The organism is Komagataeibacter europaeus LMG 18890 (genome assembly GCF_000285295.1).
Taxonomy (GTDB): domain Bacteria; phylum Pseudomonadota; class Alphaproteobacteria; order Acetobacterales; family Acetobacteraceae; genus Komagataeibacter; species Komagataeibacter europaeus.
The window spans coordinates 122472-142747 of record NZ_CADP01000001.1 but is presented as its reverse complement, the minus strand read 5'-3'; the positions used below and the strand labels follow the sequence as shown (position 1 = coordinate 142747).

At 62.4% G+C, this 20276-nt stretch carries 18 protein-coding genes; 13 read left to right on the top strand and 5 right to left on the bottom strand.

Translation table 11 applies throughout. The features are described 5' to 3' along the window. Position 1 precedes the first annotated feature (1 nt). From rplO to GEU01_RS00650, 12 genes are all read left to right on the top strand, one after another. Positions 2–490 (top strand): 50S ribosomal protein L15, encoded by a 489-nt coding sequence (gene rplO / locus GEU01_RS00710; protein WP_010506712.1) that lies wholly within the window; start codon positions 2–4, stop codon positions 488–490. 158 nt (positions 491–648) lie between these two features. Continuing rightward, positions 649–1998 (top strand): preprotein translocase subunit SecY, encoded by a 1350-nt coding sequence (secY, locus tag GEU01_RS00705; protein WP_019084548.1) that lies wholly within the window; start codon positions 649–651, stop codon positions 1996–1998. Beyond that, a complete protein-coding gene (locus GEU01_RS00700; protein ID WP_010506709.1) occupies positions 1995–2654 on the top strand; it encodes an adenylate kinase in 660 nt (219 codons plus the stop codon). Before secY ends, GEU01_RS00700 begins: the two co-directional genes overlap by 4 nt. Before the next feature lie 233 nt (positions 2655–2887). Beyond that, the gene (gene rpsM / locus GEU01_RS00690) at positions 2888–3265 is read left to right on the top strand and encodes a 30S ribosomal protein S13 (RefSeq protein WP_010506706.1); all 378 of its coding nucleotides are present in this window, start codon (positions 2888–2890) and stop codon (positions 3263–3265) included. 78 nt (positions 3266–3343) lie between these two features. Further along, positions 3344–3736: a 30S ribosomal protein S11 gene (gene rpsK, locus GEU01_RS00685; RefSeq protein ID WP_003621069.1), complete on the top strand. Its 393-nt coding sequence runs from the start codon at positions 3344–3346 to the stop codon at positions 3734–3736. 121 nt (positions 3737–3857) lie between these two features. Further along, the gene (locus tag GEU01_RS00680) at positions 3858–4877 is read left to right on the top strand and encodes a DNA-directed RNA polymerase subunit alpha (protein ID WP_019084547.1); all 1020 of its coding nucleotides are present in this window, start codon (positions 3858–3860) and stop codon (positions 4875–4877) included. 33 nt (positions 4878–4910) lie between these two features. Continuing rightward, positions 4911–5336, top strand: a complete 426-nt coding sequence (rplQ, locus tag GEU01_RS00675) for a 50S ribosomal protein L17 (RefSeq protein WP_010506694.1) — start codon at positions 4911–4913, stop codon at positions 5334–5336. 170 nt (positions 5337–5506) lie between these two features. Beyond that, on the top strand, positions 5507–6550 hold the full coding sequence (locus tag GEU01_RS00670) for an ABC transporter substrate-binding protein (RefSeq protein WP_019084546.1): 1044 nt from the start codon (positions 5507–5509) through the stop codon (positions 6548–6550). Then, positions 6547–7311 (top strand): ABC transporter permease, encoded by a 765-nt coding sequence (locus GEU01_RS00665; RefSeq protein WP_019084545.1) that lies wholly within the window; start codon positions 6547–6549, stop codon positions 7309–7311. Before GEU01_RS00670 ends, GEU01_RS00665 begins: the two co-directional genes overlap by 4 nt. After that, on the top strand, positions 7308–8114 hold the full coding sequence (locus GEU01_RS00660) for an ABC transporter ATP-binding protein (protein ID WP_019084544.1): 807 nt from the start codon (positions 7308–7310) through the stop codon (positions 8112–8114). Before GEU01_RS00665 ends, GEU01_RS00660 begins: the two co-directional genes overlap by 4 nt. Positions 8115–8217: 103 nt before the next feature. Beyond that, positions 8218–8475 carry a hypothetical protein gene (locus GEU01_RS00655; RefSeq protein WP_010506680.1) on the top strand — a complete coding sequence of 86 codons (258 nt, stop codon included), beginning with the start codon at positions 8218–8220 and terminating at the stop codon, positions 8473–8475. 61 nt (positions 8476–8536) lie between these two features. Beyond that, entirely contained in the window at positions 8537–8716 is a 180-nt protein-coding gene (locus GEU01_RS00650) for a DUF1328 domain-containing protein (protein ID WP_010506679.1), read from the top strand. Between the two features lie 57 nt (positions 8717–8773). Here GEU01_RS00650 and GEU01_RS00645 read toward each other — a convergent pair whose 3' ends face one another. The 5 genes from GEU01_RS00645 to GEU01_RS00625 all read right to left on the bottom strand — a co-directional run bounded on the left by GEU01_RS00645 (position 8774) and on the right by GEU01_RS00625 (position 19689). Beyond that, positions 8774–10345: an efflux transporter outer membrane subunit gene (locus GEU01_RS00645; protein WP_019084542.1), complete on the bottom strand. Its 1572-nt coding sequence runs from the start codon at positions 10343–10345 to the stop codon at positions 8774–8776. 5 nt (positions 10346–10350) lie between these two features. Next, complete coding sequence (locus tag GEU01_RS00640) at positions 10351–13647, bottom strand: efflux RND transporter permease subunit (RefSeq protein WP_019084541.1); 3297 nt, start codon at positions 13645–13647, stop codon at positions 10351–10353. Then, positions 13644–16820 carry an efflux RND transporter permease subunit gene (locus GEU01_RS00635; protein WP_010506676.1) on the bottom strand — a complete coding sequence of 1059 codons (3177 nt, stop codon included), beginning with the start codon at positions 16818–16820 and terminating at the stop codon, positions 13644–13646. Before GEU01_RS00635 ends, GEU01_RS00640 begins: the two co-directional genes overlap by 4 nt. A 66-nt stretch (positions 16821–16886) precedes the next feature. After that, the gene (locus GEU01_RS00630) at positions 16887–18110 is read right to left on the bottom strand and encodes an MdtA/MuxA family multidrug efflux RND transporter periplasmic adaptor subunit (RefSeq protein ID WP_010506675.1); all 1224 of its coding nucleotides are present in this window, start codon (positions 18108–18110) and stop codon (positions 16887–16889) included. A gap of 190 nt (positions 18111–18300) precedes the next feature. Continuing rightward, entirely contained in the window at positions 18301–19689 is a 1389-nt protein-coding gene (locus GEU01_RS00625; RefSeq protein WP_019084540.1) for an MFS transporter, read from the bottom strand. A 178-nt stretch (positions 19690–19867) separates the two neighbouring features. On the opposite strand from GEU01_RS00625, the gene GEU01_RS00615 reads away from it, so the two are divergent. Next, positions 19868–20170: a CsbD family protein gene (locus GEU01_RS00615; RefSeq protein ID WP_010506670.1), complete on the top strand. Its 303-nt coding sequence runs from the start codon at positions 19868–19870 to the stop codon at positions 20168–20170. Positions 20171–20276: the final 106 nt, after the last annotated feature.

Here is a 20276-nt window from a genome sequence, read left to right as displayed (position 1 = left end):
GATGAACCTGAACGAACTTCGTGACAACGAAGGCGCGCGTTATACCAAGAAGCGTCTTGGTCGCGGCATCGGCTCTGGCAAGGGCAAGACGTCGGGCAAGGGTGTGAAGGGTCAGAAGGCGCGTTCCGGTGTTTCCCTGAACGGTTTTGAAGGCGGTCAGCTGCCGATCTACCGTCGTCTGCCCAAGCGTGGATTCAAGAACATCTTCCGCAAGGAATATGCGATCGTGAATCTGGGCGTGCTGGACAAGGCGATTGCGGCAGGCAAGGTCGATGCCAAGGCTGTCGTGACGGAAGAGACCCTGGCCAAGGCTGGTCTGGTCGGTTCCGGCCGCTTCGCCGGCATCCGCCTGCTGGCGGATGGCGAACTGAACCATGCCGTGACCATTGAAGTGTCGGGTGCTTCGGCCGGTGCCGTTGCCGCTGTTGAAAAGGCAGGCGGCAAGGTGCAGGTCAAGGCGCAGAAGCAGCAGGCTCCTGCCGCGGAATGACCGATCCCGGGCACAGGCACGTTCTGTACCCGGAGCATAATAAAAGCGATGCTGCTTGCACTCGGCGGGCGCATCGCTTTATTACTTTTTGCGGTTTTTTTTATCATGACAGCGTCCCGCCTCCAGCGGTGGCGCTGTTCTTGTGAAAGGATGGGCGCATGGCCTCCGCGGCCGAACAGTTGGCTGCCAATCTGAATTTCAGTTCCTTTGCCAATGCAACGGAACTGAAAAAGCGTATCTGGTTCACGCTGGGTGCGCTGATCGTATATCGGATTGGCACCTATATCCCCGTCCCTGGCGTCGATGCGACGGTGATGGGGCAGCTTCTGGCCCGGCATCAGGGCGGTATTCTGGGTATGTTCGACATGTTTACCGGTGGTGCGCTGGGGCGCATGACCGTGTTTGCACTGAACATCATGCCCTATATCAGTGCCTCGATCATCGTACAGCTCATGTCGGCGGCAATTCCCTCGCTTGAAGCACTCAAGAAGGAAGGGGAGGGCGGACGGCGCAAGCTGAATGAATATACGCGCTACCTGACGGTCGTGATTGCGCTGTTCCAGGCCTACGGCATCGCCATAGGGCTTGAGAACATGCATACGGAAGCCTGGTCTGCCGTTGTCTCCCCCGGGCTCTTCTTCATCGTGTCCTGTGTGCTGACCCTTGTGGGTGGCACCATGTTCCTGATGTGGCTGGGTGAACAGATTACGTCGCGGGGGGTCGGCAACGGTATCTCGCTGATCATCTTTGCGGGTATCGTGGCGAACCTGCCCAATGCCCTGGCCAGCCTGTTCCAGCTTGGCTATACGGGCGCGCTGTCCCCGTTCTTCGTGCTGGTGTTCCTGGTGCTGGCGGCTGTTACGATCGCCTTCATCGTGTTCATGGAACTGGCGCAGCGCCGGGTGGTCATCCAGTACCCCAAGCGTCAGGTCGGCCAGCGCATGTTCGGTGGCGATTCGACCCACATGCCGCTGAAGGTAAACACGGCGGGCTCGATTCCGCCCATCTTTGCATCGTCCGTGCTGCTGATTCCGGTCACGATTGCGGGGTTCGTCAACAACAGTTCCATGCCCGGCTGGCTGTCCTTTCTGGGGCAGGAACTGGGACAGGGGCAGCCGCTCTACATGCTGTTCTATGCGGCGATGATCGTCTTTTTCTCCTATTTCTATGCGGCGGTTACCTTTAACCCGCAGGAAACGGCGGAAAACCTGCGCAAGCAGGGGGGCTTTGTGCCAGGCATCCGGCCGGGAGCGAATACGGCTGCGTTCTTTGACCGGATCCTGACGCGCATCACGACCATCGGGGCGCTGTATCTTGTCGCGGTCTGCCTGTTGCCGCAGATCCTGATCAGCCATTACAACGTGCCTTTCTATTTCGGCGGCACGAGTCTGATCATTATCGTGACGGTGACGATTGATACGGTGACGCAGGTGCAGTCGCATCTGGTCGCGCATCAGTATCAGGGACTTATGCGCCGGGGACGGGGCAGAAAGGGCAGAATGCGGTGAATATTATTTTTCTTGGCCCGCCGGGTGCCGGTAAGGGCACCCAGTCAAAGCGGCTGGAAGAACGGTATGGTATCGCCCAGATTTCAACGGGTGACATGCTGCGTGCGGAAGTCGCGGCCGGAAGCCCGCTGGGGCAGAAGGTCAAGACCATCATGGCGGAAGGCCAGCTTGTGCCTGATGACCTGATCATCGCCATGATCGAAAAGCGCATCCGGCAGCCTGATTGCGCGAAGGGGTTCATCCTGGATGGCTTCCCGCGCACCCGGGCGCAGGCAGAAGCATTGGACCAGATGCTGACACGCAGTGGCCAGCATATTGATGCGGTGCTGCTGCTGGATGTGGACGAGAACGCACTGGCTGACCGCATTGCGGGTCGTTACACCTGCGCCAAGTGCGGCGCGGGCTATAATGACCTGTTCAAGAAACCGAAGGTCGCAGGCACGTGTGATGTCTGTGGCGGGCATGAGTTCATTCGCCGGGAAGATGACCGGCGGGACACCGTGGCCGCGCGCCTGAAGGCCTACCGCGAACAGACGGCGCCGATCCTGCCTTATTATGAGGAAGAGAAGCGTCTGTACCGTGTCGACGGGATGGCGGATATCGATACAGTGACCAAGGAAGTCTTCGCTGTTATCGATCGTATCACGAAGAAGTGATGCAAAATAATTGACTCGCATGGGGGCAGCAGTATATTGCGCGCCCTCAAGGTATGAGCGTCACATGAGTCGCCCGCTGATGGTGCGGCTCGTATGGCCAGAATGAATGATGATGGGGTTGGCCGGCTCGAAACCGGTATGTTCACGGCGCTCCTGCCAATAGGGCAGGTGGTGTGAAGCAGCCCTGCCTGATAGTTAGTGCCCTGTATCAGGGCGGACGAGGAGTAAGTGGCGTGGCACGTATTGCCGGCGTGAACATCCCAACCAACAAACGGGTCACCATTGGCCTGCGTTATATCTATGGTATCGGGGCCACCAAGGCCCAGGCGATCTGCGACCAGCTGGAAATCCCGGCTGAGCGGCGCGTGAACGAACTGTCTGATGACGAGATCGGCAAGATCCGTGAACTGATCGACAGCAAGTATCGCGTGGAAGGTGATCTGCGCCGCGAAGTGGCGATGAACATCAAGCGCCTGATGGACCTTGGCTGCTACCGTGGTCTGCGTCACCGGCGTGGGCTGCCTGTCCATGGTCAGCGGACTCATACCAACGCCCGTACCCGCAAGGGTAAGGCCGTGGCTATTGCGGGCAAGAAGAAGGCAACCCGCTAATCAGCGGATTGTCCGGTATGTAAGCATGGGGGGCAGCCCGCCCCATGCGCCGTTTGAACTGACAGGATCGAGAAAACTATGGCGAAAGCTGCGGCTCCGCGTATTCGCAAGAAAGAGCGGAAAAACATCATTTCCGGTGTGGCGCATGTGCTGTCCACCTTTAACAACACCATGATCACCATCTCGGATGCACAGGGCAATGCGATTGCCTGGTCTTCCGCCGGTGCCCAGGGCTTCAAGGGATCGCGCAAGTCCACGCCGTACGCGGCGCAGGTTGCCGCCGAGGATGCGGGCCGCAAGGCACGTGAACACGGCATGGAGACGCTGGAAATCGAGGTTTCCGGTCCCGGGTCGGGGCGTGAGAGCGCACTGCGTGCCCTGCAGGCTGTCGGTTTCTCGATCACGGCCATCCGTGACATGACGCCGGTTCCGCACAACGGCTGCCGTCCGCGCAAGCGCCGTCGCGTCTGAACCGCAATCTGCTTAGTCGTATTCCCCCGCATGCGGGGGAAGATTGTCATTCCGGTATCCTGCCGCAGGGTACCATCTGCCATCGTAACGGGTGGCAGATCAGTCTTGAAAGGCCATTACCTTGGTCCTCCAGAAAAACTGGCAATCCCTGATCAAGCCGGAAAAGCTGGAAGTCGAACCGGGGGCGGAACCTTCACGCATTGCCACAGTCGTTGCCGAACCGCTGGAACGCGGCTTTGGCATGACGCTGGGTAACGCGATCCGTCGGGTTCTGCTGTCGTCCCTGCAGGGGGCTGCGGTTACGGCAATCCAGATTGACGGCGTGCTGCATGAATTCTCGTCGGTGGCGGGCGTTCGTGAAGACGTGACCGACATCGTCCTCAACATCAAGCAGCTCGCGCTGCGGATGCATGGTGAGGGGCCGAAGCGCATGGTGCTGACGGCCACGGGCCCGGGCGAAGTGCGTGCCGGACAGATCCAGACGGGTCATGATATCGAAGTCATGAACCCCGACCTCGTGATCTGCACCCTTGATGAAGGGGTGAAGTTCGGGATGGAATTCACCGTGAACATGGGCAAGGGGTATGTCACCGCGGCGGCCAACCGCCCGGAAGACGCGCCGATCGGCCTGATCCCGGTTGATGCCATCTACTCGCCCGTGCGGCGCGTATCCTACAAGGTGGAACAGACCCGTGTGGGTCAGGTCACCGACTATGATCGCCTGCTGCTGACGGTCGAGACGAATGGCGCGGTCACGCCGGAAGATGCCGTGGCGCTTGCCGCGCGTATCCTTCAGGACCAGCTGCAGCTGTTCATCAACTTTGACGAACCGCGCACCGTGCGTACGGAGGAGCCGCAGGATGACCTGCCGTTCAACCGTAACCTGCTGCGCAAGGTTGACGAACTGGAACTGTCGGTCCGTAGCGCGAACTGCCTGAAGAACGACAACATCGTCTATATCGGTGATCTGGTTCAGAAGACCGAGCAGGAGATGCTGCGCACGCCGAACTTCGGCCGCAAGTCGCTCAATGAGATCAAGGAAGTCCTGACCGCCATGGGGCTTTCACTGGGTATGAATGTCCCGGCGTGGCCGCCGGAAAATATCGAAGATCTGGCCAAGAGGCTCGACGAGCCGTTCTGATCCTCGGAACCGGATAAAACAGGAAATTACATCATGCGTCACGGTGTTGCCGGCCGTAAGCTCGGCGTTACCTCGTCCCATCGACTGGCCATGTTTCGCAACATGGCTGTCGCCCTGATCAAGCACGAACAGATCACCACCACGCTGCCGAAGGCGAAGGAACTGCGCCCGGTTGTGGAAAAGCTGATCACCCTTGGCAAGCGTGGCAATCTGCACGCCCGCCGTCAGGCTTTCGCCCAGCTGCGTGACGACAAGATCGTGTCCAAGCTGTTCGACACGGTGGCCGACCGTTACAAGGCACGTCAGGGTGGTTACACCCGCGTGCTGCGTGCGGGCATGCGCCACGGTGATGCAGCCGACATGGCTGTGATCGAACTGGTTGACCGCGATGTGTCGGCAAAGGGCAAGGACAGCGGTCCGCGTCCGGAAGCCACTCAGGAAGACCATCTGGCAGCCTGAGGCACTTCGGTTCCTGCGTGAAAAAGCCCGGCCTCTGGCCGGGTTTTTTTTATGTTGGCAGCCAGTCCGGCATTCTGTCGTCGTGATATGGATATTCGATCACGATATGTATATTTCGATACGCTTTCGACATGCAGGACCATCCCTGCGCAGCAGACAGGGCTTCAGCCATGACAGGATCAGTTTTCGGGCGTGTGATACGCCGCGGGCTTTATGCCATGACCGCCGTGATCGGCCTGTGTGGCAGTGTCCAGGCTGCGACAGTGCGGGTGGGGTACATTCCTGTCATCGGGTCGGCGCCGCTGTTTGTCATGCAGGGCAAGAACTGGGCGCGCGACGCGGGTATCGACATGCAACTGGTCCGGTTCCAGTCCGGGCCGCAGGCCATCCAGGCGCTGGTATCGGGCAAGATCGACGCCTATGTGGCGGGTGTCCTGCCGCTGCTGCAGGCGCGTGCGCATGGGGCGGATGTAAAGGTCGTGGCCAGTGCCGCGACCGAGGAACTCGAAATCGTCTCCCGCGGTGCGCTGGCGGATGGCCTGCCAGAACAGCCTGCGGGGCTGGGTGCTGATGAGGTCCGTCAGCGTTTCGCGGATTTCGCCACGAAGGCGGGGCACAGGCCCAAGATTGCGGCCCAGCCCCTCGGGTCGGTGCCCGATACGCTGCTGCGATACTGGCTCAAGGTCCGCAACGGACTGGATCCGGCGCAGGTGGCGGATATTGTCGGCATTGATATTGATGCAGCCCAGCAGGCTTTTCTGGCCGGTGCGGTCGATGGCGCCATCCTGCGCGAACCGGCGCTGACCATTATCCGCCATCGCATGCCCGGCATGCGGGTGCTGGCGTCGGGGCATGACCTCATGCCAGGGCAGCCGGGCTCCGTGCTGGCGATCGTCAACGAGGACGCACCGGATCGCGCGGCATGGAAAAACGCGTTCCTGGCCGGTTTCGTGAAGGCCACGCACCTGCTGGCCACCGATCCGGAACAGGCGGAACCCTATGTCCAGCAGGCGCTGGGTGGGGGCATGCTGCCCAGGGACATCATTATCGAGGCGCTGAAGGTATCGGCGCATGATTATGTGTCCGATCCCGCCAGCATCATGGACGCCGTAAGCAAATTGCAGGATTTCGAGGTGCAGAGCGGTTTATTACGCAAGGCGGAACCGGTGGCGGCGCTGTTCGACCTTGAAAGTTACCGGCAGATCGCACAATGACGCCTTCCCGTTCCATCTGGACGCGACCGCTGCTCGGGGTGGTGGGCCTGATTGTGCTGTTCGGGGCATGGGAAGCCTCCATCCGGCTGGGCTGGGTGCCATCCGGCCTGCTGCCCGCACCCAGCAGCCTTGGCCCGGCATGGCTGGAAGAAGTGCGCAGCGGGGCATGGATACAGGCCATCAGGGACAGCCTGACCCATTACGTGATGGGACTGGTCATCGGTTCAGTCCTGGGCATGCTGACCGGCCTGCTATGCGGCACGGTGCCGCTGCTGGACGGATTGCTGTCCGGCGTCGTGCGGGTATTGCGGCCCATACCGGGGCTGGCATGGGTGCCGTTCGCCATCCTGTGGTTCGGGCTGGATACAGCGGGGGCCACGTTCGTGATCGCCATTTCAGTGTTCTGGATCAATTTTTATGCCGCCTACGGGGCCGTGCAGGCGATTGACCCGGACCTGTATGAAGTTGCGGCGTCCTTTGGCCATGGCGGGTTCTTGGCGCGACTGCGCACGGTAGTCATTCCGGCCTCGGCCCCCGGCGTGCTGGCGGGGCTGCGCACTGGTCTGGGCCAGGCATGGATGTCGGTCGTCGCGGCGGAACTGTTCGGCGTGCCCGGCATTGGCGCGCGGATGATGCAGGCGTCCAGCCTGCTGGCGACCGACCTTGTGGTGGTCTACATGCTGACCATGGCACTGCTGTATGCCCTGACTGACACGGCGTTCATGCTGGTGCGCAAAAGGCTGCTGGGCTGGCAGGGATGAACGCGGTGGTAACGGACACGGACGATGTGGTGGTCAGGCTGGAAAATATCGGCCTGTCGCATGACCATGGGCACAGCTTTATCCTGCGGCATGTGAATCTTGAAATCAGGCGTGGCGAATTCGTGGCCGTGCTCGGCCCGTCCGGCGTGGGCAAGTCCACATTGCTGCGGGTCATCATGGGACTGGTCCAGCCCAGCGAGGGCACGGTCAGCCTGCATGCGTCCCCCACGGCGGCGCATCGCCCGGCGGCCATGGTGTTTCAGGACGCCAAGCTCATGCCGTGGCGCAGCGTGCTGCGCAATGTGGAACTGGGTCTGGAAGGGCTGGGACTGACACGCCCGCAGCGGCGCGAACGGGCCATGGCGGCGCTGGAACTGGTGGGGCTTGCGGATACGGCGGACAGGTGGCCACGCCAGCTTTCGGGTGGGCAGCGCCAGCGCGTGGGGGTTGCGCGCGCACTGACGGTGGAGCCGGACCTGCTGCTGATGGACGAACCCTTTGGTGCGCTAGACGCCATCACGCGCGGTGCCCTGCAGGATGAACTGCTGCGTATCCATGCCCGGCGGCACGGAACGGTGCTGTTCGTGACCCATGATCTGGACGAGGCCCTGATTCTGGCGGACCGGATCATCATTCTGGAAGGACAGCCTGCAGGGCTGCGGGGGGATTTCGCGGTGGGTGCACGGCCACGCGACAACACCGCGCCGGGCATGCGCGCAATGGCGGAGCGCATGCGCCGACTGATTGCGGGGGAGCCGGATCCCGGCGCGGATGCGGCCTATTGGCAGGCATCGGAGATATGATAAGTCTGCTGTCACGGGCCTGTTGCCTGCGGGCATGACGGCATGGGCAGGGGGGAGACGGGATTTCCCTTATCCCCCGATGGCAAGCAAGGGAATATCGAACATGGCAAATCCCCCCAATTTTGAAGCGCATCTGGAAGAAGGCATCGGTCGGCTTCAGGATGGTCTGGATGGCTTTGTCGGGGATACGGGCACCCCGCTGTCAGGACGGCTGCAGGGCGCGGGTGGCGTAGCCCAGCGGGGCATGGGGGAAATTCTTGATACCCTGCGTGACGTGACGGCCGACCGACCGCTGTTCGCGCTGTTTGGCGCATCGGTGCTGGGCTTTCTGGCCAGCGTGTTCCTGCGCCGGCGGGCATAGGGCAACATATACGGTGCTGTCGCGTTTAAGGCAGCATGACTGATTTGCAGGGAAAAATGCCATGCTGAAACTGGCGCTGTTCTTTTTGATTGTTTCGCTGGTCGCCGGGCTGTTTGGCTTCAGTGGCATTTCCGCCGTTTCGGCCGGAATGGCGAAAATACTGTTCTTTATCGCCATCCTGGCTTTTGTGGTCGTGGTCCTGATCGTACTGTTTTCGGCCAAATCGCTTTTTAACGGCTAGCGGCCCATTCTTATGAAAAACCCCCTGTCGCCACCGGCGCAGGGGGTTTTTTTCTACCTATTTGTTGGTGTCCTTCTGGATGAAGGAGGGCAGGAGGGGATTGTCCTTCTGCAACGAGTTCTTCGATGGCAGGCGCGAAGCATCCCATCCACCGCCCAGCGCCTGCACTAGGCTTACGCTGTCCACAATGCGCTGCTGTTGTATGCCCAGGAGGGTTTCGGCATCGCTCAGCGCCGAATTCTCGTTAGTGATGACGGTGGTATAGATTTCGGTCCCGGCCCGGTACTGGTTCAGCGAGACCTCGACCGTGCGGTTGGCGAAATCCAGTGCCTTCTGCTGCTGCTGCGCCTGCTGCGCCAGAATACGCAGGTTGGATAGCTGATCTTCCGTGCTCTGCAATGCAGTCAGGACGGTCTGGCGGTAGGTCGCCACAGCACTGTCATACTGGGCATTGGCTTCATGCACGGCGGCCGTGCGCGACCCGCCTTCAAACAGGATCTCGGTGGCGGATGCCCCCAGCGACCAGACGCGGTTCATTGCTGACATCAGCGACGTCACCGGGTCGCCGCCGCTCTGTTCATAGCTGGCGTTGATGGTGATGTCCGGATAGAACGCCGCCATGTCTGCGCCGATCATGGCGTTGTATTCCTCCATCGTGCGTTCGGCGGCGGCAATATCGGGGCGGCGCTGCAGCAGGTCGGCTGGCACCGTGACCGGAATGGGCGGCACCGTGCGCGACAGTTCCGCCGGGGGCAGGGTGACATCGGCGGGCGGCTTGCCGATCAGCACGGCAATGGCATGTTCATACTGCGCGCGGTTGATCCCGGCCTGGATCAGGGAGGCGCGGTTCTGCTCCAGTGTCGTGCGGGCCTGTAGGACGGCGGTGGGATCGGCGGTCCCGGCCTCGAACTGGTTCTGGGTGATCTGCAGCGCCTGTTCGTTGAAATGGACGTAACGTTGCAACAGGTCCGTCAGGCTGTCCTGATAGCGCATGTTGAAATAGGCCGTCGCCAGCTGTGCCTGGTATGACAGCGTGGCGTTGGCCAGATCGGCGGCGCTGGCCTGTGCCGCCGTGACCTGTTCCTGCACCTGCCGGCGGATCTTGCCCCATATGTCTAGATCCCATCTGGCGCTGGGGCCGATGTCATAGGTGTTGTATGTCGAACCCGCGCGTGCATAGTTGCTGCCCGATGAGGACAGCGAACCCGCGCCATGGCCATCGCGGTTGAAGCCCAGGCTGCCACTGATGGTCGGGAAAAGCTGCGCGCGCACGCTGTCGATCATGGCGCGGGCGTTACGGTAGCTGGCTTCGTACTGCTTGATGTTCTGGTTGGAAATCGCGACCTGTGATTCCAGCCCGTTCAGGATGGGATCGTTATAGATCGTCCACCAGTCATGCTTGGGCAGTTCGGCCAGCTTGGGGTTGGCCATTTCCCATCCCGGTTCGGGGCGCAGTTCCTTGAAGCGCGGGGACACGATCGCGGCCGGACGATGGTATTTCGGCCCCACCATGCATCCCGCCAGCGCCATGATTGGCAGGGCCACCAGCGCAAGGCGCGCGGCGGAGCGGCGGGAGACGCGGGACGGGCGGATGGCGGCACGGCCGGGGGATGGCGAAAAAGGTGTCATCCGGTTCAGGAATCCTGCTGGTGGGAAAGACGATGGCGTCGGGACAGCCGTCCATACAGCCGGTTGAAGAATGCGCGGCAGGCTATCCCCAGATGGTCGAGATAGAGATAGACAACCGGCGTCGTGTAAAGCGTCAGCGCCTGACTGACCAACAGCCCGCCCACAATGGCGATGCCCAGCGGGCGGCGCAGTTCGGCGCCATAACCATGGCCGAATATAAGGGGCAGCGCGCCCAGTGCCGCAGCAAAGGTGGTCATCATGATCGGGCGGAAACGCAGCAGGCAGGCCATGCGGATCGAATCAAGCGCGCTATGGCCTTCTTCCCGTTCGGCCGTGATGGCGAAGTCCACCAGCATGATGGCGTTTTTCTTGACGATGCCGATCAGCAGGATCACCCCGATCATGGCGATCAGCGAAAAGGCCTCGCCAAAAAACTGCAGCGCCAGCAGCGCCCCCACCCCGGCCGAGGGCAGGGTGGACAGGATGGTCAGCGGATGCACGTAACTTTCATACAGAATGCCCAGCGTCATGTACACCGCTGCCAGGGCGGCAAGGATCAGCAGCGGTTCGTTGTTGACCGATTTCTGGAACTGCGCGGCGTTACCGGCGAAATTGCCCTGGATGTTGGCGGGCATGTGCAGGCGCACGGTTTCCTCGTTGATGATCCGCACCGCCTGGCTCAGCGGGACGCTATTGGCCAGATTGAACGAGACCGTGCTGGAAACCGACTGCCCGTCATGGTTGATGCTCAGCGCCGTCTTGGTGGGCTTGAGTACCGATACCAGTGTCAGCGGCACCATGGCTTCCGAACTGGTGGACACGGCCGACCCGGTGGAGGCGCTGTTGCCACCCGCCAGCGTGTTGGCCACCTGGTTGCGGAAGGATTCTTCGCTCAGCTGTGATTCCGTGGTGCCCGTATCCGTCTTGACCCGGATGGTATTGGACTGCGTGCCACCACCCGCCGTACCACCGGCGACACTGACCCAGACCTGCTTGAGCGTGGTCGGGTCTTTCCAGAATCGTGGCTCGACTTCCATCACCACGCGGTACTGGTTGAGGGCATTGTAGATGACCGAGGCCGAACGCTGGCCATAGGCGTCATACAGCGTGTTGGACACAAGCTGGGGCGTAATGTTCAGGCGGCTTGCGGTATCGCGGTCTATCTGCACATCCAGCGCCGAGCCGCCCTGCAGCACGTCCGATGAAATATCGGACAGTTCGGGATGCTTTTGCAATGCGCTGACCAGCAGCGGCATCCATTTGTACAGGTCCTTGGAGGAATCGGAATGCAGCGAATACTGGTAGGCCGCATTGCTCTGCCGTCCGCCTATGCGCAGCTGTCCCGGCGCGGACATGTAGAATGTCGCCCCCACCATGTTGTGCAACCGGCGCGTGATGCGGGCAATGGTCTGCGCGGGCGTATCATTGCGCAGCGACTTGTCCTTCAGCGTCACGAACATGTTGGCCTGGTTGGAACTGCCGCGCCCGCCCATGAACCCCATGACATGCGCCACGTCCCGGTCCGCCATGATGGCCTGCTGCGTGGTGGCGATCTTGCCCTGCATGGCCTGGAACGAAATGGACTGATCGCCCATCAGGTGTCCCATCAGCATGCCGGTATCGGATTCGGGAAACAGGCTCTTGGGCATCTTGATGAACAGCCCGACCATGATGGCAATGGTTATGGGCAGCGACAGGATGGTGATCCGACGGTGCGTCAGCGCCCATTCTAGCGAACTGGCATATCCCTGCTGGGCCGCGCTCAGCGCATGTTCCAGCCATGCGCCAATCCGGCCGAAAACCCCCTTTGACGGGGCCGCCAGATGCGGGCGCAGCAGGCGGGAGGTCAGCATGGGCGTCAGCGACAGCGACAGCATCATGGAAATGACAATGGTCAGTGACATCGTCATGGCGAATTCATGGAACAGGCGCCCCGCCACGCCGCTGAGCAGCAGGATGGGCAGAAACACCGCGATCAGCGATACGGTAATGGACAGGACCGTGAACGCCACCTCCCGCGTGCCCAGCAGGGTGGCCTGCAGGCGGTCCATGCCCGCTTCCATGTGGCGGCTTATGTTTTCAACGACCACAATGGCGTCATCCACCACGAAACCGGTCGAAATGGTCAGCGCCATGAGCGACAGGTTGTCGATGGAATAGCCCAGCAGCTTCATCGCGCCAAAGGCGGCGATGATGGATGTCGGCACCACGATGGCGGGAATGATGGTGATGCGCGGCGAGCGCAGGAACAGGAGCACCACCAGCACCACCAGGAAGACCGATAGCACCAGCGTGAACTGCGTATCGGCCAGGGCCGCGCGGATTGTGGTGGACCGGTCCATGAATTTGCCAAGGTCCACGTCGGCCGGCAGGGCGTCGCGCAGCATGGGCAGCTTGGCGCGGATCTGGTCATTGGTGTTGATGATGTTGGCGCCGGCCTGCGCAAAGATGATGGCCAGGACCCCGTGCCTGCCATCCACGTAACCGGCGTTGCGCACGTCCTCCACACCATCATGGACATAGGCCACGTCCTCCAGCCTGACGGGGCGGCTGTCATGATAGGCCACGATCAGGTCACGGTAGGCCTGCGCATTATGCGCCTGGTCGTTGGTCGCCAGCACGAAACGGTGGTCGCCCTGGTCGATGAAGCCCTTTGGCGTATGGGCGTTGGCCGAGGCGAGGGCGGCGCGGATATCCTCGAACCCTATGCCGAATTTGTACAGCGCCAGCGGGTTCATCTCCACCCGCACCGCAGGCAGCGAACTGCCACCGATTTCGACCTGCCCCACGCCCTGTATCTGCGAGAGGTGCTGCTGCAGCACGTTCGATGCAAGGTCATAAAGCTGTGCAGCCGTACGGGTGCGCGATGTCAGCGCCAGGATCATGACCGGCGCGCCGTTGGGGTTGGCCTTGAAATAGCTCGGGTTCTGTCGCAGCGAGGAGGGCAGGTCCGCATGGGCCGCCTGCAGGGCGGCCTCCACATCACGCGCGGCCCCGTTGATGTCGCGGTCAAGCGAGAACTGCAGCGTGATCCGCTCCTGGTTGGCCGATGACTGCGATGTCATTTCGTTCAGGCCCGCGATCGCGCCCAGATGCCGCTCCAGCGGGGCTGCGACGGAACTGGCGATTTCCTCGGGGGAGCCACCGGCCTGCTGGGCCTGCACCTGTATCACCGGGAAATCCACGTTGGGCATGTCGGCCACCGGCAGCGTGGTATAGCCGATGATGCCGCCAATGATCAGCGCCACCGTCAGCAGCACCGTGGCCACCGGCCTGCGGACAAAGATCGAAAGCGGCGTCATGCCTGCGCCTGTGGTCCGGGCAGCCCATCCTTGCCCTTGTCATCAGCATTGCCAAAGCGGCGCGACAGCTTCTGGCTGATGCCGTCCATGAGCAGGTAGATGACCGGCGTGGTGAACAGCGTCAGCAACTGGCTGACCGCAAGCCCGCCGACAATGGCGATGCCCAGGGGGCGGCGCAGTTCCGAACCGGTGCCGGTGCCCAGCATCATGGGCACGGCCCCCAGCATGGCCGCCAGCGTGGTCATCAGGATGGGGCGGAAACGCAGCAGGGCGGCATGGCGGATGGAATGCAGCGAGGTCATGCCCTCCACCCGTTCGGCTTCCAGCGCGAAGTCGATCATCATGATCGCGTTTTTCTTGACGATGCCGATCAGCAGCACCAGCCCGATGATGCCCATGACATCCAGCCCCGATCCCGTGATCCACAGCGCCAGCAGCGCGCCAACACCGGCGGAGGGCAGGGTGGACAGGATGGTGATGGGATGGACGAAGCTTTCATACAGGATGCCCAGCACGATATAGACCGCGATCAGGGCAGCCAGCACCAGCCATGCCTCGTTTGACAGCGAACTGCGGAACGCCGCCGCCGTGCCCTGGAACGATGTCTGGAAGCTGGATGGCAGGTGGATGTCCTTCGCCGCGCGTTCGATCGCATCCGTCGCATCCCCCAGCGCATAGCCGGACCTGACGTTGAACGAGACGGTCGTGGCCGGGAACTGCCCCACATGGGTGATCAGCAGCGGCGCGGTATCGCGCGTGACACTGGTAACGGACGCCAGCGGCACCAGCCCCGATGTGGGCGAACGCGTCGGCCCCGACGTGCTTTCCCCCGCGTTGCCGCTGATGCCGGGCAGATAGATCTGGTTGAGCGACCCCATGTCCTGCTGGAACGCCGGCGTTGCCTCCAGGATCACGCGGTACTGGTTGGACTGCGTGAAGATGGTCGAGATCTGGCGCTGGCCAAAGCTGTCATACAGCACGTTGTCGATTGTCTGGGGCGTGATGGAGTACCGTGCCCCCGTGGTGCGGTCCAGGTCGACATGCGCCACAAGGCCCGCGGCCTGCAGGTCGGATGTGACGTCCGACAGCGCCTTTTCCTGTTGCAGGCGCGCGATGAATTTCGGCACCCATGTCGTGAACTGGTCATAGCTGGGGTTTTCCAGCAGGAACTGGTACTGCGTCGCGGCGACCGATGTATCCAGCGACAGGTCCTGCACCGGCTGCAGGTACAGGTCCGCCCCCGCGATATCCGCCGTTTCCGCGCGCAGGCGTGTCGCGACTTCCTGCGCAGTGTCGGAGCGGCTGTCCACCGGCTTGAGGTTGATGAGGAAGCGCCCCTGGTTCAGCGTCACGTTCTGCCCGTCCACGCCGACGAAGGAGGACAGGCTGGCCACGTCCTTATCGTGCAGGATCCGGTCGGCCAGTTCCTGCTGGTGGCGCTTCATGGCCGCGAACGACGTGGACTGTTCCATGACCGAAATGCCCTGGATCACGCCCGTGTCCTGTACCGGGAAAAAGCCCTTGGGAATGACCACGGCCAGCGCGCCCGTCAGCAACAGGGTCGCGCCAAATATCGCCAGTGTCAGTCGCTGGTGGCGCAGCACCACATCCAGCGCGCGGCCATAGCCATTGATTGTCGCGACCGTCCAGCGTTCGACGGCGGCCGACCATGCCGGTTCGGCATGTTTGGTGTCGCGTTCATGCAGCAGGCGTGCACACATCATCGGCACCAGGGTCAGTGAGACCACGGCGGACAGGATGATGGTGACCGCCAGCGTCATGGCGAATTCATGGAACAGGCGACCGACCACGTCGCCCATGAACAGCAGCGGAATCAGCACCGCGATCAGCGATATGGTCAGCGAGATGATGGTGAACCCGATTTCACCCGCGCCCTTCAGCGCGGCTTCCATGCGGCTGTCGCCCATTTCGATGTAACGGGCGATGTTCTCGATCATCACGATGGCATCGTCCACCACGAAACCCGTGGCGATGGTGAGCGACATGAGCGAGAGATTGTCGAGCGAGAAGCCGAACAGGTACATGACCGCCAGCGTCCCCACCAGCGACAGCGGCACCGACAGGCTGGGGATCAGTGTCGCCGGCACGTTGCGCAGGAACACGAAGATCACGCCCACCACCAGCACCAGCGCCAGGCCCAGTTCGAACTCCACATCCTCGACGGATGCGCGGATGGTCGTGGTCCGGTCGGTCAGGGGGGTTATGGTGATGCCCGGCGGCAGCGACTGCTGCAGGCGCGGCAGGGCGTATTTGATGTTGTCCACCACCCCGATCACGTTGGCGCCCGGCTGGCGCTGCACGTTCATGACCAGGGCTGGCGTGCGGTTGGCCCAGGCCGCCAGTTCGGTGTTTTCGGGACCGATGACCACGCTGGCCACGTCGCGGATGCGCACGGGACCGTTGTTCTGGTACGCGATGACCTGATTGAGCAGCTGGTCCACGCCCGAAATCTGGCCGTCAATGCGCAGCGTGGTCGCGCGCTGCGGGCCATCGAACGTGCCGGTGGGGGAATTGACGTTCACGTTGCCGATGGTGGTGCGCAGCGTATCAAGGTCGATGCCGAACGATGTCAGCTTGGGAATGTTGACCCGTACCCGCAGCGCCTTGCGGTTGCCACCCGAAAGGGTCACCAGCCCCACTCCCGAAATCTGGCTGATCTTTTCAGCCAGGCGGGTATCGACGTAATCCTCCACTTCCGTCAGTGGCATCGTCTTGGACGAAATGCCCAGCGTCATGACCGGCGTGTCGGCGGGATTGACCTTGGCATAGACCGGCGGCGCGGGCAGGTCGGTCGGCAGCAGGGAATTGGCCTGGTTGATCGCGGCCTGCACTTCCTGTTCGGCAATGTCCATGGTCATGGTCAGGCCGAAGCGCAGCGTGATGACCGATGCCCCGCCCGACGAGCGCGAGGTCATCTGCTCCAGCCCCGACATTTCACCCAGCTGGGTTTCCAGCGGCGCGGTGACGGAGGTCGCCATCACGTCCGGGCTGGCGCCGGGATAGAAGGTCTGCACCGTGATGGTGGGATATTCGACTTCCGGCAGGGCGGAAACAGGCAGGAAATGATACCCCAGCAGCCCCGCCAGCAGGATGGCCAGCATGAGCAGGGTGGTCGCGACCGGGCGGTGTATGAACAGGCGGGACGGGTTCACGCGGCAATCTCCGGCGGCGGCAGGGGCAGGCGGTCAGGCAGGGGGGCTGGCGTGGACGCGCGCACTCTAGCCCTTGTCCTTGCTTGTGGTGGCGCCCGTCGTCGTGTCGCCCGGCTGCGGGATGCTGACCTTCACGCCATCGCGCAGGTGATCCACCCCGTCGGTCACGACGCGCTCGCCTTCCTTCACCCCGTCGGTCAGCACGGTCATGGTGTTGTTGGCATGGCTGGTCTTGACGTTGCGCATCTCAACGGTGCTGTCGGCCTTGACCACATAGACGAACTGGCCGTTCGGTCCGGTCTGCAGGGCGTTGGTGGGCACCAGCAGCACATTATGGTCGGTGCTGACCAGCAGGCGGGCGTTGACGAACTGGTTGGGGAACAGTTCTTCCTGCGAATTGGCGAAGAGCGCGCGCATGCGCACCGTGCCGGTGGAGGTGTCGATCTGGCTGTCCAGCACGCTGACCTGTCCGGTCGCGATCTTGTTGAGGTTGGCGCTGTCCCATGCTTCCACCGGCAGGGGCGTGCCCTGACGCAGGCGGTCCGCCACGGGGCCGATATCATTTTCAGGCAGGGTGAAGATGACGGAGATCGGCTGCATCTGCGTCAGGGTCACCAGCCCGTTGGTCTGGCCTGCGGTAATATAGTTGCCCATGTCCACCGCACGGATGCCCACGCGCCCGTCCACCGGGGCCAGGATGTGGCAGTAGGTGATCTGCAGCTTTTCGTTGTCCACCTGCGCCTGGTCGGACTTGACCGTGCCTTCCAGCTGCTCGACCTTGTACTGCTGGTCCTTCGCCGTCATGGCCGCGACGCTGTCCTGGCGGATCAGGCGCTGGTAACGGGCGTTATCCACCTTTGCCGCCTCAAGCTGGGCAATGTCCTGCGCCAGTTGCCCTTCGTACTGCGCCAGAAGCACCTCGTACGGACGGGTGTCGATCAGGGCCAGCAGGTCGCCCTTGTGCACGTGCTGCCCCTCGGTGAACAGCACCTGCATGAGGTAGCCGTCGATACGCGACTGCACCGTGACATTGGTGATCGGCACGACCGTGCCCAGTTCCGTCAGGATGACGGGCATGTCGCCACGGCTGACGGTCGTGACCGCCACCGGCTGGTCGCCGCTGGCCGCGTGTTTCTTGGTGGTGGAATGGGGGCGCAGGAAGGCCACCGCCAGGACAACAGCCAGTGCCCCGCCCGCCAGATAAAGGACGCGCCGCCCGCGCCGTGGACGGCCAGTGGGCGGCGTGCTGTTTTCCGGGGTACTGCGGGGCGGGGGAGGAGTTGTATCCATGCGGTCGGTTTTCTGCCTGCTGTCGAACGGGCGTCCTGTCGAAGGCTACGCCTCTGAAGGACCGGGCCATGCTGATAAAGACAAGGTTTCTGATTCGCCTTGCCGCAGTATTAACATGGCTTCGAATGGGTCGAAGTTAGCGAATGTAACATTGTATCTGTGGCGGGGAAGGGGAAAACCGCACAACGGTTCAATTCCGTTTCTTTGTGGTAATGGCATTGTCATGTCCACTGATGGTGGCCCCCGCATTGGCTGACAGCCGCAGCAGGATCGGCAGCGCCATGGACGAGATCAGCGCGCATGCCACGAAGGCCACGGTGTAGTCCTGTTCGAGCCACGACGTGGGCAATACCGCGCGGCCCGCGGCCAGAATGCCCGCGGACAGGCATATGCCCATTGTCAGCATGACCTGCTGGCATGTGGAATACAGGCTGGTGGCGGCGCCCATCCGCGTCTTTGGCATGTCGGCATAGGCGATGGTGTTGTAGCCGGTATAGAGCAGCGTCTGCCCCATGCCGTTGATCGCCAGCAGGCCCAGAAGCCAGCCCATGTCCATGCCCGGCCTGAACCCGGCCAGCAGCAGGCAGGCGGCCGGCAGCACCAGGCAGGTCACGCACATGACGGCGCGGAAGCCCCGGCCACGGTAGATCCGGGGGGCGGCAAACCGCATGGCCAGCGCGCCGACGGGGGCGATGAAGGTGATCAGCCCGCTCTGCGCCGCGCTTGCGCCAAAACGTGTCTGCAGCAGGGATGGCAGGAGAAAGATGATCCCCGCTGTCGCAATGCGCGTAAACCCGCCCGCCATGACCGAGATGCGGAATGTCGCCACCCGCAGCAGCGACAGGTCCAGCACCGGGTGGTCCGTCCCACGCGCATGGCGCAGGTAGGCCACGGCGCAGAGCGGGGCAAGCAGCAGCAGCCCCGCCGATATGATGGGCGGGAAACCCGGATGGGTCAGCATTTCCATGCCGAAGATCAGCCCCGCCAGCCCGGTTGCGGACACGATGTTGCCGCGCAGGTCGAACGGTGGCGGCCGGGCCGCGCGGATCTGCGGAATGAACCGCCCCGTCAGGCCAATGGCAAGCAGCCCCAGCGGGATGTTGATGTAGAAAATCCACCGCCAGGACAGCCACGATGTCAGCACGCCCCCCAGCACGGGCCCGGCCATGGGACCGATGGTGGCGGGCAGCATGACCCACGCCATGGCGGACAGCAGTTCCGACTTGGGCACGTTCTGCAGGATCACCAGCCGCCCGACGGGAACCATCATCGCGCCACCCGCCCCCTGCACCAGCCGCGCCAGCGCCAGCACCGGCAGGCTGGGCGCCCAGCCGCACAGGAGCGAACCCGACAGGAACAGCGCGATGGCGCAGCGCAGCGTGGTCCGGCTGCCAAAGCGTTCGGCCACGTGGCCCGATGCCGGGATCAGGGCGGCAAGGCCCAGCATGTACACCGTCAGCGCGATGCTGGTCTGTGGAATATCGACATGGAAATCCCCCGCCATGGCGGGCAGCGCCGTGGTCAGGGCCGTGCCGTCGATCTGTTCCATCATCATGAGGCTTGCGACAATCAGCGCCATGATCCGCTTGCGGGCGCGTGACGGGGGCGTCACGCCGGGCGAAGGTGGGGGGAATGTGGCGGGGGCGGTCGTCAAGGGGGACATGATCATGCATGATATAGGCGGTACGGAACCGTAAGCGCCATCATGGCGTTATAGGCCAACGCTACAAACCAAGCGATACAACGGAGTGTGAACGATGTCGGAAGACAAGGCAAAGACCATCGAGACAAAGGCCGAAGGCGTCATGGACGAAGGCGTTGGCCGCCTGAAGGACGCCGCCGGTGGCCTGACGGGCAACATGGGCATGCAGGCGGAAGGCAAGATGGACCAGCTTTCGGGCATGGCGCGCCAGGAATTCGCCGACCTGTATGAGGAAGGCGAAGGCAAGGTTGAACGCGCGGTGACGTTCGTGCGCGAACGCCCGCTGTTTTCGCTGGGGATTGCAGCCGTGCTGGGCACTATCATGGGGCTGATTTTCCTGCCCCGTCGCAAGGGCTGAACCGGGTCGAGTCGTTTTTTTTTCATTTTAAGGGACTCGATGAGTCCACAGCATCTTGCGCAACCCTGCATAAAAATGGTTTCCATCCTTCCAGAACGGAAATTCG